The sequence below is a fragment of the Lutibacter sp. genome, from assembly GCF_041562875.1.
Classification (GTDB): domain Bacteria; phylum Bacteroidota; class Bacteroidia; order Flavobacteriales; family Flavobacteriaceae; genus Lutibacter.
In genome coordinates this window covers 17323-32293 of record NZ_JBFFOE010000026.1, presented here as the reverse complement: position 1 = coordinate 32293, position 14971 = coordinate 17323, and the positions used below count along the sequence as shown (strand labels likewise).

Genomic DNA, 14971 nt, shown 5'->3' with positions numbered 1-14971 from the left:
TAATACTTCTGAATGTAGCGTTCCGTCATTTACACCTGGATGAATTCTTTTTAATGGTAACGCCAATACAATTACTTCATAAATATATTGTGCTACATTAATTTTATGATCTGAATAAGGTATAATTAATAATTCCTCATTTTCATCATTAAATTCTTGTCCAAATTTTACAACTAAATCTATACTGGTTTCAATTGGGTACTTAAATAATTCGTTTGTAACATCACAAGTTACTTCAACCCAACCTACAAAAGTAAAATTTAATTCAAATAGTGTAGGTTTCTTCAAAAAAGCTAAATCTACTTTAATATTTGAACTGTAAAATTCATCGTATTCAAAAAAATCAAAGAACTCATTTTCAATTCTATATTCAAATTGATTAACTCCATCTTTTAAACCTACAAAAGAAATATCAAATTCTTTTAAATCTTTCATATTAAAATTCAATTTGAGCGTGCAAAGATATAAAATTATAAATAAATTATAAATATTTATCGCTTTTCTTTTTGCCTTGATCGTTTTAAAGTGTTTTCCGTCAAACTTTTATACTCTTTTCTTGTCTTAAATATTTGAATTCCAGCAAAAACGGCCTCTTTAAATGAGTTTATATTCGCTAAATCTTTCCCTGCTAATTCATAAGCTGTACCGTGATCTGGTGAGGTTCTCACTTTATCTAAACCCGCAGTAAAATTAACACCTTCACCAAAAGATAATGTTTTGAAGGGTGCTAAACCTTGATCATGGTACATTGCTAAAATTGCATCAAAATTTCTGTAATTTTCAGATCCAAAGAAACTATCTGCAGCATATGGTCCATACACTAACTGACCTGTATTTTGTATTTCAGCAATTGTTGGCTTTATTATCTCATCATCTTCATTACCTATTACACCGTGATCCCCACAGTGAGGATTTAATCCTAAAATTGCAATTTTAGGTTTGGAAATAGCAAAATCTTGAACTAAAGTATTGTATAAAATTGCTACTTTTTTCTTAATTAAATCAGGTGTAATTGTTTCGGAAATTTTAGAAACGGGAATATGGCCGGTTATTAATCCTATTTTTAGCTTATCGGTCATTAAAATCATTAAACTCTCTCCTTCTAACTTTGATTCTAAAAACTCTGTATGCCCTGGAAATTTAAAATTCTCAGACTGAATATTGTCTTTATTTATAGGCGCAGTTACAAGTACATCTATTTCTCCTTTAACTAATGAATTTGTTGCAGCATCTAAAGATTTAAATGCGTATTGTCCTGAGATTTTTGTAGGTTTTCCTATGTTAATCTCAATTTCTTCATTCCATAAATTTAGGATATTCACCTTTCCGTGGATTGCCTGATCAACTTGTTTTATACCATTAAAAAGTACATTAATATCCATGTTTTTTTTGTAAGCTGTAATTAATTTGGTTGAACCAAATAATATAGGTGTACAAAAATCTAGCATTCTCTTATCTAAAAATGTTTTTAAAGCAACTTCAATTCCTATTCCATTAAAATCTCCTATAGAAATTCCTAGTATTATTTTTTCAGATTTGTCCATCAATCAGGTTTATTATACTTAATTTTGAATGGTCAAAAGTAATCAAATAAATTGATAAAATTATGTTTACAGGTATAATAGAAAGCTTAGGTATTGTAAAAAATATAGTTCAAGAAGGTGAGAATTTTCATATAACTATTGAAAGTGACTTTACACGTGACTTAAAAATTGATCAAAGTGTAGCTCATAATGGTGTTTGCTTAACAACAGTTAATATTAATGATAATGAATACACTGTTACTGCAATTAAAGAAACATTAGATAAAACTAATTTTAGATATCTTAAAATTGGTGATCTAATAAATCTAGAGCGAGCAATGGTACTTGGAGCTAGATTAGACGGCCATATAGTTCAAGGTCATGTAGATCAAACAGCTGTTTGCACTAATGTTAAAGAAGAAGATGGTAGTTGGGTTTATAGTTTTGAATACGATAATACTTTAAACAATATTACTATTGAAAAAGGCTCTATTACTATAAACGGGACAAGTTTAACAGTTATAAATTCTAAAAAGAATAGTTTTTCAGTTGCTATTATTCCTTACACCTATGAATTTACTAATTTTCATACTTTTAAAAAAGGGACTGTAATTAATTTAGAATTTGATGTGATTGGTAAATATGTAGCTAGATTGCTAGAAAAATAATTATTTTTTTCGTTTCAATTCGAAAACACCATATGCAATACCAACAATTAACAAATAGGACAAACCTCCATCTATTGGAAGAAATCCAGGAGGTGGATCGGTATTTGTTCCTGGCACAGGGATTTCTTTTTGCGCAAATACGGAGGAGCAAATTAAAACTAAGCAAAAACTTAATAAATATTTACTAAATCTACTTTTCATTAGGGGTTGGGGTTATGTATTTTAAATTAAAACAAATTTTCACAAATATAGTAATTATTTTTAAATTAAATTTGATATTCATTTAAAATAAGGTTTCTGATTTTAGCATATTCATTTAGTAATCAGTATTTTAAAATAAATAATTTAATGACTTTAACAAATTTTTACAAAATTCAAGTTATTAACTTTCAGCAAATATAAATTTAAAATTTTCTTTCACTGTAAATTTTATCGATAAATAAACCAATTGCATATTATTTAGTATAATTGGCTTGTTTTAAAAAAACCAACTAATTAAAATACCAAACGAAGAAATTAACAATTATAACCCTATTTAAAACTAAAAAAGGTCTCACATCACTGTAAAACCTTTATTTGTAGTAGTGGTCCCACTTGGGCTCGAACCAAGGACCACCTGATTATGAGTCAGGTGCTCTAACCAACTGAGCTATGGGACCTAAAAATTAGGTTGCAAAAATAATACTAATTTACTTTATGCACAATATTTATTTCACAAAAATATTTCTAAAAAATAAATTATTTTAGCTAAAAACATTTAATATGCGTAAAATCTTAATATTACACACTTTTATTTTTTTTGTGAATCTTAATTTAACGGGACAAAACTCGGATTTAGAGCAACATCGTTTTATTGATGATGTACGTTTTGGTGGTGGAATTAACATAGGAGTAGGTAACAGTTACTCTACATTCTCAATTTCACCAAGTGTTTTATATGATTTTTCCAATGAATTTAGTGCTGGTTTAAGTTTTAAGTATGTTTATGTTAAAAACAAATCAACTATTAATTCAACAACAAATATTTATGGAGGAAGCATTTTAGCTTTGTATAAACCAATGAATACAATTCAATTCTCTACTGAGTTTGAGCAATTAAAAATTGATCAAAAATATGCTTCTGACTTTGGATTTGATCTTTGGCAACCTGCATTATATATTGGAGCTGAATATGTTACCGGAAATATTTCTATGGGTTTGAGATATGATGTGTTATTTGATAAAACCACCAATGTTATTTATTCATCGGCCTTATCGCCGATTTTTAGAGTCTATTTTTAAACCAAACTTTTTGATATTCTCTTTTTAAAATTAAAAAAGTTATTTGTTCAACTGTGGTTTCTAAGTTTTCAGCCTTTAATGTTGCCAATTCTTTTTCAGGCACATCTATTCTGTACATTAAGTTTAAATAATCATCATAATTATTTGTTAGTAGATTTAATACTAACTTATTTAATACTTTTTTTAATTGAATTGGTGTATAAGATAATTCAAAATTCTCACTCAAATTCGATAATTGAAAATCTTTATTTAACTGCATAATTAAATGTTGATATAAATTTTCAACTTCAACTTTTTGTAATAATTCTAATGCATTTGGTACAGGTAACATTAAATGGTGCGTTTCATTAAACTTAAACCAAAGTTTTTAAGAACTACTTTCTTTTTTTCTGAAATTGACAGTTCATCTAAAACTTTAAACGCTTTATTTGTATAAGCTTCAATTTCTGAAATTGTAATCGCTGGTATTTTATTTCTTTCAAACAAATTGGTAACTTCACTTACTTTATCCTTTGAATTTTCAGAATTATACAACTTCAACAAACTTTCTCTATCTTTAGTTTCACAAACTTCAATTGCCTTTAAGTACAAAAAGGTTTTTTTGTTTTCAATAATATCGCCTCCTATTTTCTTTCCAAAAGTTGTTTCATCTCCAAAAGTATCTAAAAAATCATCTTGTAACTGAAATGCTATTCCAAGGTTTAAACCAAAATCATAAATACTGTCGGCTTCTGATTCTTTTACATTTGCAATAATAGCACCCATTTTCATTGAAGCAGCCACCAAAACAGATGTTTTATAAGTTATCATTTTCAAATACTCTAAAATTGTCACATCGTTTCTTATTTCAAAATCAACATCTAATTGCTGCCCTTCACATACTTCCAGCGCCGTTTGACTAAATAATTTTAATAATTTTTTGTAGATAATTGGTTCGTAATTTTCAAAACACTGGTATGCCATTATCATCATAGCATCACCAGATAAAATACCAGTATTAACATCCCATTTTTTATGAACGGTTTCTTTTCCTCTCCTTATAGGAGCACTATCCATAATATCATCATGAACCAATGTAAAATTATGAAACACTTCAATTGCCAAAGCAGCGTCAAAGGCTTTTTGGGGATTTTCACCAAATAAATCGCAAGTCATTATTGCTAATATTGGTCTTAAACGCTTACCTCCTATTTGTAAAATATACTGAATAGGTGCATATAAATTTTTAGGCTCTTTTAAAACTACCTTTTTATTTAAATATGTTAAAAAATCCTCTTTATAAACTTCAATACTCATATACTCTTATTTTATAGTAAAAATACTGCTTTCATCTGTTTTATTAAACCTAAATTAAAATAAAATGTTATTAAATTGTTAAAACTATGGAAACTTTTTTTGTTTCTTTAGTTTCCTTACATATATTTGCACGCTCATTTTAGAGATAAATATACAATATGAAGGAAACCATTTTAAAAAAGGCTTCTGAATTTTTTTTGAAATTCGGATTTAAAAGCGTCACAATGGATGACATTGCCAATGAATTAGCGGTATCAAAAAAAACAATTTATAAATTTTTCAAGAACAAAACAGAGCTTGTTAACGAAACCATTGCACATACCCAAAAATGCATTCATAATGCCATTAGTTGTATTTGCAATTCAGGTCACAATGCCATTCAGGAAAATTTTGAAATTAATAAAAAGGTTAAAGAATTATTAAATCAGGTAGATGAATCACCAATGTACCAACTTCAAAAATATTATCCTGAAATTTTCAATAAAATAACAGCTGATAAATATGAAATGTTTAAAGATTGTATTTCTAAAAATTTAGAAAAAGGAATTCATGAAGGATTATATAGAAAGAATATTAATATAGACCTAATAACAAAATTCTATTTCTCACTAAAAATGAGCCTTCATGACAGTAATATACATAGTTACACTAAAAACACAATAACAGTATTAGAGTTTCAAACCCTTGAATACCACATAAGATCTATTGCTACAGAAAAAGGAATTAAAATATTAGAACAACAACTTCAACAAAACGTAAATTAAATAATGAAAAAAACAGTACTAATACTAATTGGAATACTATTTAGTTTTAATATAAATGCCCAAGAAAGCATTTCTTTATCACTTAAGCAGGCAATTGATTATGCATTAAAAAATAGTTATTCAGCAATTAACGCATCACGAGATATTGATGCAGCAAAACTAAAAAAATGGGAAACTACCACAATTGGTCTTCCACAAATAAGTGCAACAATAGATTATCAAAATTGGATTCAACAACAAGTTTCCTTAATCCCTGCTGAAATTTTTGGTGGAACTGAAGGTGAATTTACTGAAGTTGCTTTTGGAACCAAACAAAGCATAAATGCTACTGCTACTTTAAAACAATTAATTTTTGACGGTTCCTATATTGTAGGATTACAATCGGCTAAAGTTTATTTGAAAATTTCAGAAAATGCAAAAGAAAAAACTGAATTAGGCATTAGAGAAGCTGTTATTAATTCGTATGGAAATGTTTTACTAAGTGAAGAAAGCATCTTAATTTTAGAAAAAAACATTAAAACTTTAGAGAAAAACGTAAATGAAACAAATGAAATTTATTTAAATGGCTTAGGTGAAGAAGAAAGTGTTGAGCAGCTAAAAATAACCTTAGCTTCAGTTAAAAGTCAACTCTCAAAAACCAAAAATTTAAATAGTATTGCTTATAAAATGCTAAACATTACTTTAGGAATTGATATACTCACTAAGGTAACATTAACAGATTCATTAAATAGTTTAGCGCAAGAAAATAGCAAGTTAGCATTACTTTCATCTGACTTAACTATTGAAAATCACATTGATTATAAGATTGCTAAAAACACTGAAAAATCTAATGATCTTTTAGTTAAATTAGAACAAAGTAAAGCATTACCAACCTTAAGCAGTTTTGTGAATTTTGGATATGCCGGTTATGGTGAAAATTTCGATTTTTTAAAAAAGGAACAACAATGGTTTGATTCTTCATTATTAGGAGTAAGCCTAGAAATACCAATTTTTAGCAGTTTTGCACGAAACTCAAGAACGCAACAAGCAAAAATTGAACTTGAAAAATCAAAAACTAATTTAACCGAAACGTCACAAAAACTACAACTTCAATTAGAATCTGCCAAAACAGAATATAAATTTAGTTTAGAAGAATTTGACACCTCAAAAAATAATTTAGCCCTTGCTGAAAGAATAGAAAACAAACAACAAATAAAATTTTCTGAAGGAATTTCTACAAGTTTTGAATTATCTGAAGCTCAAAGACAACTTTACACAATGCAGCAAAATTATTTACAGGCAATGTTAAATGTAATTACAAATAAAGCCGCTTTAGACAACGCATTAAACACACCAATTAACAACTAAAACAAACAACAATGAAAAATATAATATTCCTATTTTTAGCTGCAGCATTCACAATATCATGCGGAGAAGAAATTAATAAATCATCAATTTCTGATTTAAATTCAGAAAAAGCTACACTTGTTAATCAAATTGATAGTTTAAACATATTATTAAAAGTTGTAGAAAACCAACTATTAAAATTAGATACCACTAAAAAATTACATGTTGTAACTGTTTTACCAGTTAAAAATGAGCTTTTTAAACATTACATAGAGATTCAAGGAGTTGTTCAAGCAGATAAAAACATTGAAATTAAACCTGAATTTGGTGGAACCGTAATTGCAATTTACGTTAAAGAAGGTCAGCGTGTTTTTGCAGGTCAAACCTTAATTCAACTAGATGATATTGCTATTAAAAATAGTATTTCCGAATTAACAACTCAATTAAATTTGGCAAAAACAACGTTTGATCGTCAGCAACGCTTATGGGATCAAAAAATTGGTTCAGAAATGCAATATTTACAAGCGAAAGCTCAAAAAGAAAGTTTAGAAAATAACCTTGCTTCTTTAAAAACACAAGCTAAAAAAATGAAAATTATTGCACCTTTTAGTGGAATTGTAGATGAAGTTTTCCCAAGAATTGGCGAATTAACAAGTCCACAATCACCAACGGTACGTTTACTAAATTTAGACAATGTTTATATTGAAGCCGATGTAACTGAAACATATTTACCTGTTGTAAAAATAGGAACAGAAACTATTTTAAATTTCCCTTCAATAGGTAAAGAAGTGGAGTCTAAAATTACACAAATAGGAAATTACATTAACCCAGATAACAGAAGTTTTAAGGCTAGAATTAATATTTCTAATAAAGACAACACCATTAAACCAAACTTATTAGCAGATTTAAAAATTGTTGATTTTAAACGGGAAGGACTAGTAATTCCATCAACTTTGGTTCAAAAAGACCAAAAAGGGAACGACTATGTTTTCACCCTAAAAACAGAAAATAATGAAAATGTAGTGATCAAAAAACTAATTAAAATTTCAAAAGAATACAACAATGAAGTATTTATTACTGAAGGTTTAGAAGCTACCGATACACTTGTAAACAAAGGTGCAAGAATTGTAAAAGCTGGTGATATTGTTAGGGTAAACAACTAATTAAATCTGTAAACTAAATAGAATAGCATTATAATGAATAAAGAATTTAAAATATCCACGTGGTCAATTTATAATAAAATGACCGTTTTTGTGATCATTGCTATGATTTTTATAGCAGGAATCTTTTCATACATAAGTATGCCTCGTGAAGCATTTCCTGAAATTGTTGTTCCAGAAATTTATGTTTCTACACCGTATCCTGGAAATTCCGCATTAGACATAGAAAAACTGATAACCAGACCATTAGAAAAAGAGATTAATGGAATTTCTGGAGTTGATGAAATTGTATCAACTTCAATTGAAGGATTTTCAACAATTCAAGTAAAGTTTGATTTTAGCATGTCACCAACCGAAGCTTTACGTAAAGTGAAAGATAAAGTTGATGCTGCTACTTCAGATAAAGATTTCCCTAAAGATTTACCTGCAGATCCAAATGTTCAAGAGTTGAATTTTGCTGAATTAATGCCAATTATGAACATTAATTTATCTGGAGATTTTTCCATGGATCAGTTAAAAGAATATGGTGAGTATTTAGAAGAAGAAATTGAAAAAATTCCTGAAATTTCAAAAGTAGACATTAGAGGAATTCAAGATAAAGAGATTGAAATTAGCGTTGATTTGTACAAAATGGAAACATCACAAATCAGCTTTAATGATATTGCCATGGCTATTCAAAATGAAAACATGACCATATCTGGTGGTGATTTGTTAGAAAATGGAATTAGAAGAAATGTACGTGTAATTGGCGAATTTAAATCGGCTAAAGAAATTGAAGACATTATTGTAAAGCAAGAAAATAACAATATTGTTTATTTAAGAGATATTGCGATTGTTAGTTTTAAAGAGCAAGAAAAACAAAGTTTTGCTCGTGAGTTTTCACAACCCGTATTAATGTTAGATGTAACCAAACGCGGTGGAGAAAATCTAATAAATGCTTCAGAACAAATTGATGTTATTTTAGCAAAAGCAAAAGAAGATTACTTTCCTGAAAACTTAAATGTTTCTAAAACAAACGACCAAACCAACGATACTAAAACAATGGTTGCCGACCTTGAAAATAGTATTATTTTAGGAATTATTTTAGTGGTATTAGTATTGCTTTTCTTCCTTGGAATTAGAAATGCCTTATTTGTTGGTATTGCAATTCCACTATCTATGTTTATGTCCTTTATTGTGCTAAATGCTTTGGGAGTAACATTAAACACAATGGTACTATTTTCATTAGTAATTGCATTAGGAATGTTGGTTGACAACGGTATTGTAGTTGTTGAAAATGTATATAGATTATTGGATGAAGGTTATTCAAAAATTGACGCTGCAAAATACGGTGTTGGTGAAGTTGCAATGCCTATTATTGCATCCACTGCAACAACGTTAGCAGCCTTTCTACCATTGGCATTTTGGCCAGGAATGATGGGTGAATTTATGCGCTATTTACCAATAACATTAATAATTGTATTAAGTTCATCACTATTTGTGGCCTTATTAATAAACCCAATGTTAACTTCTGTTTATATGAAAATAAAAGAAGATGAAGTTAACTTTAAAAAAGTATTACTATATAGCAGCATACTATTTACTGTTGGAGTATTCTTTATAATTGGAGGATTAGTAACGGGTTCAAAAGGTTTAAATGCCATAGGCTTACTTTTAGCTTTAGCTGGTTTATTACGTGTTGTGAATACTAAATTTTTAAGTCCTGCCACAGAATGGTTTCAAACCGTATTTTTACCAAGACTTGAAGCTTTTTATGAAAGAACATTAGTATATACTTTAAAAGGAAAAAGACCTAGATGGTTCTTTTTAGGAACATTTGGATTGTTATTCTTTTCAATTGTATTGTTTGCTATTTTTCCTCCAAAAGTATTATTCTTTCCAGAAACACCACCAAAACAAGTGTATGTTTATATAGAATATCCTATTGGAACAGATATTGAAGTTACCAATAACCTTTCTATTGACATTGAAAATAAAATTCAAGAATACCTTAAGAAATATGAAGTAAATGGGGAAAATAAAATTATCACTTCAGTAATTGGTCAGGTTGGTGAAGGTACAAGTGATCCAAACCAAGGGCAACAAGGAGGAACAACACCAAATAAAGCACGTATCACTGTCGATTTTGTAAAATTTATGGATCGTGGAGACGTGAATACAGATGATGTTTTAATTGAAATAAGACAATTATTAAAGAATTTTCCAGGGGTTAATATCACTGTTGATAGACCTTCTGACGGTCCTCCAACCGGAGCACCCGTTAATATAGAAGTTTCAGGTGATGATTATGAAGAATTATTAGCAACTTCAGAAAATATTAAACAACACATAAATGATGCTAATATTTTAGGTATTGAAGAATTAAGTTTAGATGTTGAACAAGGAAAACCAGAATTACCTTTTATAATTGATAGACAAAAAGCCAGAAGTTTAAATGTATCTACTGGTCAAATTGGGGATGCAATTAGAACTTCATTGTTCGGAAAAGAAGTTTCAACTTTTAAAGATGGTGAAGACGATTACCCAATAAACATTCGTTTAATGGATAAATATCGTTACAATAAAGAAACATTATTAAATCAGAAAATTACGTTTAGAAATGCCAGCAATGGAAAAATAGTTCAAGTTCCAGTTTCTGCAGTTGCACATTCTGAAACCTCATCAACATTTAGTGCCGTAAAACGTAAAGAATTAAATAGAGTTATTACTATATTCTCTAATGTTATTGAAGGTTATAATGCAACGGAAATAAATGACCAAATAAAAAAGGTGATGGAAAACTATAATTTACCTAAAAATGTTTCCGTTTCTTTTACTGGTGAGCAAGAAAAACAAGCAGAAGAAATGGCCTTTTTAAGTAAAGCACTATTAATTGCTGTTTTCTTAATATTTTTAATTTTAGTTGGGCAGTTTAACTCAACCTCAACACCTGTAATCATCTCATTATCTGTAGTCTTAAGTTTAATTGGAGTATTACTCGGGTTAATAATTTTTAGAATGGAATTTGTAATTATGATGACTATGATTGGTATTATTTCACTCGCTGGAATTGTTGTAAACAATGCCATTGTATTGATTGATTATACCAATTTAATATTGATTAGAAAACGTGAAGAACTTGGCTTAGAAGAAGGTACTTTAACAAAAGAGTTGATTTATGAAAGTATTGTTGAAGGTGGAAAAACACGTTTACGTCCAGTTTTATTAACAGCAATTACAACTATTTTAGGATTATTACCATTAGCAATTGGGATTAACATAAACTTTATGACTTTGTTTACAGAATTTGACCCTCAGTTTTATATTGGAGGTGAAAACGTAGCTTTTTGGGGACCAATGTCTTGGACAATTATTTTCGGTTTAACATTCGCTACTTTCTTAACTTTAATTATTGTTCCAATAATGTATTCTTTAATTAATAATTTAAAGGTAAGACTTAACAGAAAACAATAATTAAATTTTTTAAAAAGAGTTGCAATATTGAGGCTGCTTAAAAGTAATTTAATACTTTTAAGCAGCCTTTTTAAGTTATACTTTTGAACTCTAACACAAGTTTAAAAGAAAACTAGACACACTTATATTATATAAAAATATTTATCAAAAAAAAATGAATCAAACACCTGAAATTATAGAAAACAATGAAGTTATTGAAATTGTTTCTCAATATTTAGATTTAACTGTCACTCCTTTTGGAAATGACATTCGCACGGTTATTAGAGTAGATAAAAGAGAAGCTATGTACAACGGAAACGGAACTGTTTATTTGCTTCAAATGTTTGGTGTTGAAGAATTGGTGAATAACAGAATTGGCGCATATATGGTTTTTTTGAATAAAGATGATCAAGCAGGTTTTCATACACATGGAACCAGAAACGAGCAAGAATTGTATATTGTAATGCAAGGTGAAGGAGAATATGCAGACAGAACTGGTGTTACAGGAACTATAAGAGCTCAAAAAATAAGAAAAGGAAGTATAACTGCCGTAAACAATAACGGTTTCCATTCAGTAAAAAACACCACAAACAGTCCTTTAATTATTTTTGTTATCACCACTAATGAGCCCAAAAAATAAGTTATTAGTTAAATGAAAAACCAAAAATCATATACTGTAATTGAAGCAACCAAAGCTATGGAACACTATTGCGCTTATCAAGAGCGCTGCCATAAGGAAGTTGAACAAAAACTGTATGATTTAAACATGATTCCAGAAGCTCAAGAATTCATAATACTTCACTTATTACAGCATAACTTTTTAAATGAAGAACGTTTTGCTAAAGCATTTGCAAGAGGGAAGTTCTCTATAAAAAAATGGGGTAGAATTAAAATTGTAAGTGAACTTAAATTCAAAAATATTTCTTCGTATAATATTAAATCTGCTTTATTAGAAATCGATGAGGAAGATTATTTAAACACACTTCAAAAAATAGCTGAAAAAAAAATACAGCATATAAAAGAACCTAATTCCTTCACTAAAAAAAACAAACTTTCCACTTTTCTTATTTCAAAAGGTTTCGAAACTGAATTAGTGTACAAGATGGTAAATAACTTAATTTAAAACTATTCGTTTTTAATGCTGACGAAAATCATTCGTTCTCAAAACGTTATTTTGTAAATTTGAATTAAATATTGCACATTTTAATTCTAAAATTATGAAAAAAATATTCTTCACTCTAATTGTACTTTTTTGCACTTCTTTCATGTACAGTCAAAACAATAAATTACAAAAAACCGAAGTGAAAGGTGATTTAACAGAAGTAACATTTTATTATGAAAATGGTACTATTATGCAACATGGTTTTTATACTAAAGAAGGAAAATTACACGCATCTTGGGAAAGCTATAATATGGACGGAAGTAGAAAATGTATTGCTACTTATAATTATGGAGTAAAAGTAGGTGTTTGGACCTATTTTAAAGATCATAAAATAACTAAAATTACGTATGACAATAATAAAATTATAGATATAAAAGAAATAATTAACGACAAAAAAGTTGAAAATAATATTTGAAAACTAAATTAATTCAGAAAAATTAAATACTTCCATTTTTTAGATTGCTAAAAATCCATTTAATAATTGATAAATTATAATTATATTGCTAACATCTCAAAAAATAATCTATGTTAGAGCTCTCAGGTATTATAATTTTAGGAATTATTGCACAATGGTTTGCTTGGAAATTCAAAATTCCAGCCATTTTACCTTTAATTTTAATAGGTTTATTAGTAGGCCCTTTATCAACCTTTATTTCTGAAGATGGCACCAAATGGATAGAACCCGTTTGGAATGGAGTTGAAGGATTATTTCCGGGAGAAAAATTATTTAATTTTGTTTCATTATCAATTAGCATTATTCTTTTTGAAGGCGGTTTGACCTTAAAAAAAGACGAAATTTTAAATGTTGGACCTTCCATTGTTAAACTAATTACCTTAGGATCGTTAGTTACTTTTTTGGGTGCTGGAATTTCTACTCACTTTATTTTTCATTTAACTTGGGAAATTTCATTCTTATTTTCAGCCCTAATTATTGTTACAGGACCTACAGTAATTGCACCAATTTTAAGAAATATACCTCTTAAAAAAGATGTTTCGGCGGTATTAAAATGGGAAGGTATTTTAATAGATCCCATTGGAGCATTAGTAGCTGTTTTAGTTTTTGAATTTATTAGTATTGAAGGAGGATATGATTATTCTAAAGATGCTCTAATTGAATTTGGAAAAATAGTAATTATTGGACTTTCAATTGGGTTTACTTCAGCCTATGGCTTATTTTATGCTTTAAAATTTAAATTCATTCCGCATTATTTATTAAACGTAATAACCTTAGCAAGTGTTTTAACTGTATTTGTATTGTCCGACTTATTTGCACACGAATCTGGATTATTAGCAGTAGTAGTTATGGGAATGGCGCTTGGAAATATGAAAATTGCCGAGTTAAAAGAAATACTGTATTTTAAAGAATCTCTAAGCGTCCTATTAATATCTATTTTGTTTATTTTATTAGCTGCAAATATGAATATTGAAGATATGCTATTACTTTATAGATGGGAAACGTTAGTATTATTTGCTATTGTTGTTTTTGTGCTTCGTCCTATTGGCGTATTTCTAAGTACAGCTAATTCTGGATTAAAATTAAATGAAAAATTATTTATTAGCTGGGTTGGGCCAAGAGGAATTGTTGCTGCTGGAATTGCCTCATTATTTGGATTAAAACTAATTATGCTTAATGTGCCAGGAGCACAATATATTACACCACTTGTATTTATGATTGTACTTGGTACAGTTTTATTAAATGCAACAACTGCTCGTTTATTTGCAAAAGCAGCAGGGGTATTTTTAAAATCTTCTGATGGAATTATTATGATTGGTGCCTCAAATTTTGCAAGATTAATAGCATCTTATTTGAAAAAAAATGGCAGAAGGGTTGTTTTAATAGATAGCAATGTAAATAATATAAACAAAGCTAAACTATTAGGGTTGGAAGCTATTGAAGGAAATGTATATTCCGATGAATTATTAGAAGATATAGAATTAAATGATATTGGCTTTTTATTAGCACTTACTGGTAGTGCTGCCCTAAATGAATATGCCATTGAAAAGTTTACGCCAATATTTGGTGAAAATGGTGCTTTTAGAATAGTTTCTACAGATGAAATGAAAGAAGGAAGTCAAAAACCAAATTCAAAATTATTTACACATAAAGACGATTTTATTAATTTAAGTGAAGTAGTTCGTGATTTTCCTTTAGTAAATGAAGTGGTTGTTACTTCAGAAGAACACTATAAAAAATTATTAAAAGAAATTAATAATGAACTTCACGCAATACCCATGTTTTTAAAAGATTTAAAAGGTGTAATTCACATTATATCTTCTTTAGATAAATCCCTAAAAATTGAAAATGGAGATACATTAGCTTACATTGGGAAAACAATTATTTAATTTAGTAACCAATTTA

Annotated in this window: 15 protein-coding genes and 1 tRNA gene; 10 read left to right on the top strand and 6 right to left on the bottom strand. The window is 28.5% G+C overall.

The window, feature by feature from the left end; translation table 11 throughout:
- Both ABY863_RS05755 and pdxA read right to left on the bottom strand, forming a co-directional pair.
- Window positions 1-435: DUF177 domain-containing protein (locus ABY863_RS05755; RefSeq protein WP_372793313.1), on the bottom strand; the 435-nt coding region annotated here is incomplete at its 3' end.
- A 56-nt stretch (window positions 436-491) separates the two neighbouring features.
- Window positions 492-1544: a 4-hydroxythreonine-4-phosphate dehydrogenase PdxA gene (gene pdxA / locus ABY863_RS05750; protein WP_372793312.1), complete on the bottom strand. Its 1053-nt coding sequence runs from the start codon at window positions 1542-1544 to the stop codon at window positions 492-494.
- Window positions 1545-1606: 62 nt separating this feature from the next.
- Between pdxA and ABY863_RS05745 the strand changes: the two genes are divergently transcribed.
- Window positions 1607-2191 carry a riboflavin synthase gene (locus ABY863_RS05745; protein ID WP_372793311.1) on the top strand — a complete coding sequence of 195 codons (585 nt, stop codon included), beginning with the start codon at window positions 1607-1609 and terminating at the stop codon, window positions 2189-2191.
- Here the strand turns inward: ABY863_RS05745 and ABY863_RS05740 are convergent, their stop codons facing one another.
- Both ABY863_RS05740 and ABY863_RS05735 read right to left on the bottom strand, forming a co-directional pair.
- Window positions 2192-2392, bottom strand: coding sequence for a PID-CTERM protein-sorting domain-containing protein (locus tag ABY863_RS05740; RefSeq protein WP_372793310.1), 201 nt, complete (start codon window positions 2390-2392; stop codon window positions 2192-2194).
- A gap of 384 nt (window positions 2393-2776) precedes the next feature.
- A tRNA-Ile gene (locus ABY863_RS05735) sits at window positions 2777-2850 on the bottom strand.
- 103 nt (window positions 2851-2953) lie between these two features.
- Between ABY863_RS05735 and ABY863_RS05730 the strand changes: the two genes are divergently transcribed.
- Window positions 2954-3472 (top strand): alpha-ketoglutarate decarboxylase, encoded by a 519-nt coding sequence (locus ABY863_RS05730; protein WP_372793309.1) that lies wholly within the window; start codon window positions 2954-2956, stop codon window positions 3470-3472.
- Here the strand turns inward: ABY863_RS05730 and ABY863_RS05725 are convergent.
- On the bottom strand, window positions 3456-3803 hold the full coding sequence (locus ABY863_RS05725; protein WP_372793308.1) for a hypothetical protein: 348 nt from the start codon (window positions 3801-3803) through the stop codon (window positions 3456-3458). The genes ABY863_RS05730 and ABY863_RS05725 overlap by 17 nt on opposite strands.
- Window positions 3803-4768: a polyprenyl synthetase family protein gene (locus ABY863_RS05720; RefSeq protein WP_372793307.1), complete on the bottom strand. Its 966-nt coding sequence runs from the start codon at window positions 4766-4768 to the stop codon at window positions 3803-3805. The genes ABY863_RS05725 and ABY863_RS05720 overlap by 1 nt, the downstream gene beginning before the upstream one ends.
- A gap of 158 nt (window positions 4769-4926) precedes the next feature.
- Between ABY863_RS05720 and ABY863_RS05715 the strand changes: the two genes are divergently transcribed.
- From ABY863_RS05715 to ABY863_RS05680, 8 genes are all read left to right on the top strand, one after another.
- On the top strand, window positions 4927-5532 hold the full coding sequence (locus ABY863_RS05715; RefSeq protein WP_372793306.1) for a TetR/AcrR family transcriptional regulator: 606 nt from the start codon (window positions 4927-4929) through the stop codon (window positions 5530-5532).
- Window positions 5533-5535: 3 nt separating this feature from the next.
- Entirely contained in the window at window positions 5536-6879 is a 1344-nt protein-coding gene (locus ABY863_RS05710) for a TolC family protein (protein ID WP_372793305.1), read from the top strand.
- Window positions 6880-6890: 11 nt separating this feature from the next.
- Complete coding sequence (locus ABY863_RS05705; RefSeq protein ID WP_372793304.1) at window positions 6891-8021, top strand: efflux RND transporter periplasmic adaptor subunit; 1131 nt, start codon at window positions 6891-6893, stop codon at window positions 8019-8021.
- Window positions 8022-8054: 33 nt separating this feature from the next.
- On the top strand, window positions 8055-11471 hold the full coding sequence (locus ABY863_RS05700) for an efflux RND transporter permease subunit (protein ID WP_372793303.1): 3417 nt from the start codon (window positions 8055-8057) through the stop codon (window positions 11469-11471).
- 154 nt (window positions 11472-11625) lie between these two features.
- On the top strand, window positions 11626-12090 hold the full coding sequence (locus ABY863_RS05695; protein WP_372793302.1) for a cupin domain-containing protein: 465 nt from the start codon (window positions 11626-11628) through the stop codon (window positions 12088-12090).
- Window positions 12091-12102: 12 nt separating this feature from the next.
- The gene (locus tag ABY863_RS05690) at window positions 12103-12573 is read left to right on the top strand and encodes a regulatory protein RecX (RefSeq protein WP_372793301.1); all 471 of its coding nucleotides are present in this window, start codon (window positions 12103-12105) and stop codon (window positions 12571-12573) included.
- A gap of 94 nt (window positions 12574-12667) precedes the next feature.
- A complete protein-coding gene (locus tag ABY863_RS05685; RefSeq protein WP_372793300.1) occupies window positions 12668-13027 on the top strand; it encodes a nicotinic acid mononucleotide adenyltransferase in 360 nt (119 codons plus the stop codon).
- Between the two features lie 110 nt (window positions 13028-13137).
- Window positions 13138-14955 carry a cation:proton antiporter gene (locus ABY863_RS05680; protein ID WP_372793299.1) on the top strand — a complete coding sequence of 606 codons (1818 nt, stop codon included), beginning with the start codon at window positions 13138-13140 and terminating at the stop codon, window positions 14953-14955.
- Window positions 14956-14971 lie beyond the last annotated feature (16 nt).

What these genes read in the sequence shown, in the direction of transcription:
- pdxA (WP_372793312.1), bottom strand. Translation starts at nt 1,544, where the DNA reads ATGGACAAATCTGAAAAAATAATACTAGGAATTTCTATAGGAGATTTT.
- ABY863_RS05745 (WP_372793311.1), top strand. Translation starts at nt 1,607, where the DNA reads ATGTTTACAGGTATAATAGAAAGCTTAGGTATTGTAAAAAATATAGTT.
- ABY863_RS05740 (WP_372793310.1), bottom strand. Translation starts at nt 2,392, where the DNA reads ATGAAAAGTAGATTTAGTAAATATTTATTAAGTTTTTGCTTAGTTTTA.
- ABY863_RS05730 (WP_372793309.1), top strand. Translation starts at nt 2,954, where the DNA reads ATGCGTAAAATCTTAATATTACACACTTTTATTTTTTTTGTGAATCTT.
- ABY863_RS05725 (WP_372793308.1), bottom strand. Translation starts at nt 3,803, where the DNA reads ATGTTACCTGTACCAAATGCATTAGAATTATTACAAAAAGTTGAAGTT.
- ABY863_RS05720 (WP_372793307.1), bottom strand. Translation starts at nt 4,768, where the DNA reads ATGAGTATTGAAGTTTATAAAGAGGATTTTTTAACATATTTAAATAAA.
- ABY863_RS05715 (WP_372793306.1), top strand. Translation starts at nt 4,927, where the DNA reads ATGAAGGAAACCATTTTAAAAAAGGCTTCTGAATTTTTTTTGAAATTC.
- ABY863_RS05710 (WP_372793305.1), top strand. Translation starts at nt 5,536, where the DNA reads ATGAAAAAAACAGTACTAATACTAATTGGAATACTATTTAGTTTTAAT.
- ABY863_RS05705 (WP_372793304.1), top strand. Translation starts at nt 6,891, where the DNA reads ATGAAAAATATAATATTCCTATTTTTAGCTGCAGCATTCACAATATCA.
- ABY863_RS05700 (WP_372793303.1), top strand. Translation starts at nt 8,055, where the DNA reads ATGAATAAAGAATTTAAAATATCCACGTGGTCAATTTATAATAAAATG.
- ABY863_RS05695 (WP_372793302.1), top strand. Translation starts at nt 11,626, where the DNA reads ATGAATCAAACACCTGAAATTATAGAAAACAATGAAGTTATTGAAATT.
- ABY863_RS05690 (WP_372793301.1), top strand. Translation starts at nt 12,103, where the DNA reads ATGAAAAACCAAAAATCATATACTGTAATTGAAGCAACCAAAGCTATG.
- ABY863_RS05685 (WP_372793300.1), top strand. Translation starts at nt 12,668, where the DNA reads ATGAAAAAAATATTCTTCACTCTAATTGTACTTTTTTGCACTTCTTTC.
- ABY863_RS05680 (WP_372793299.1), top strand. Translation starts at nt 13,138, where the DNA reads ATGTTAGAGCTCTCAGGTATTATAATTTTAGGAATTATTGCACAATGG.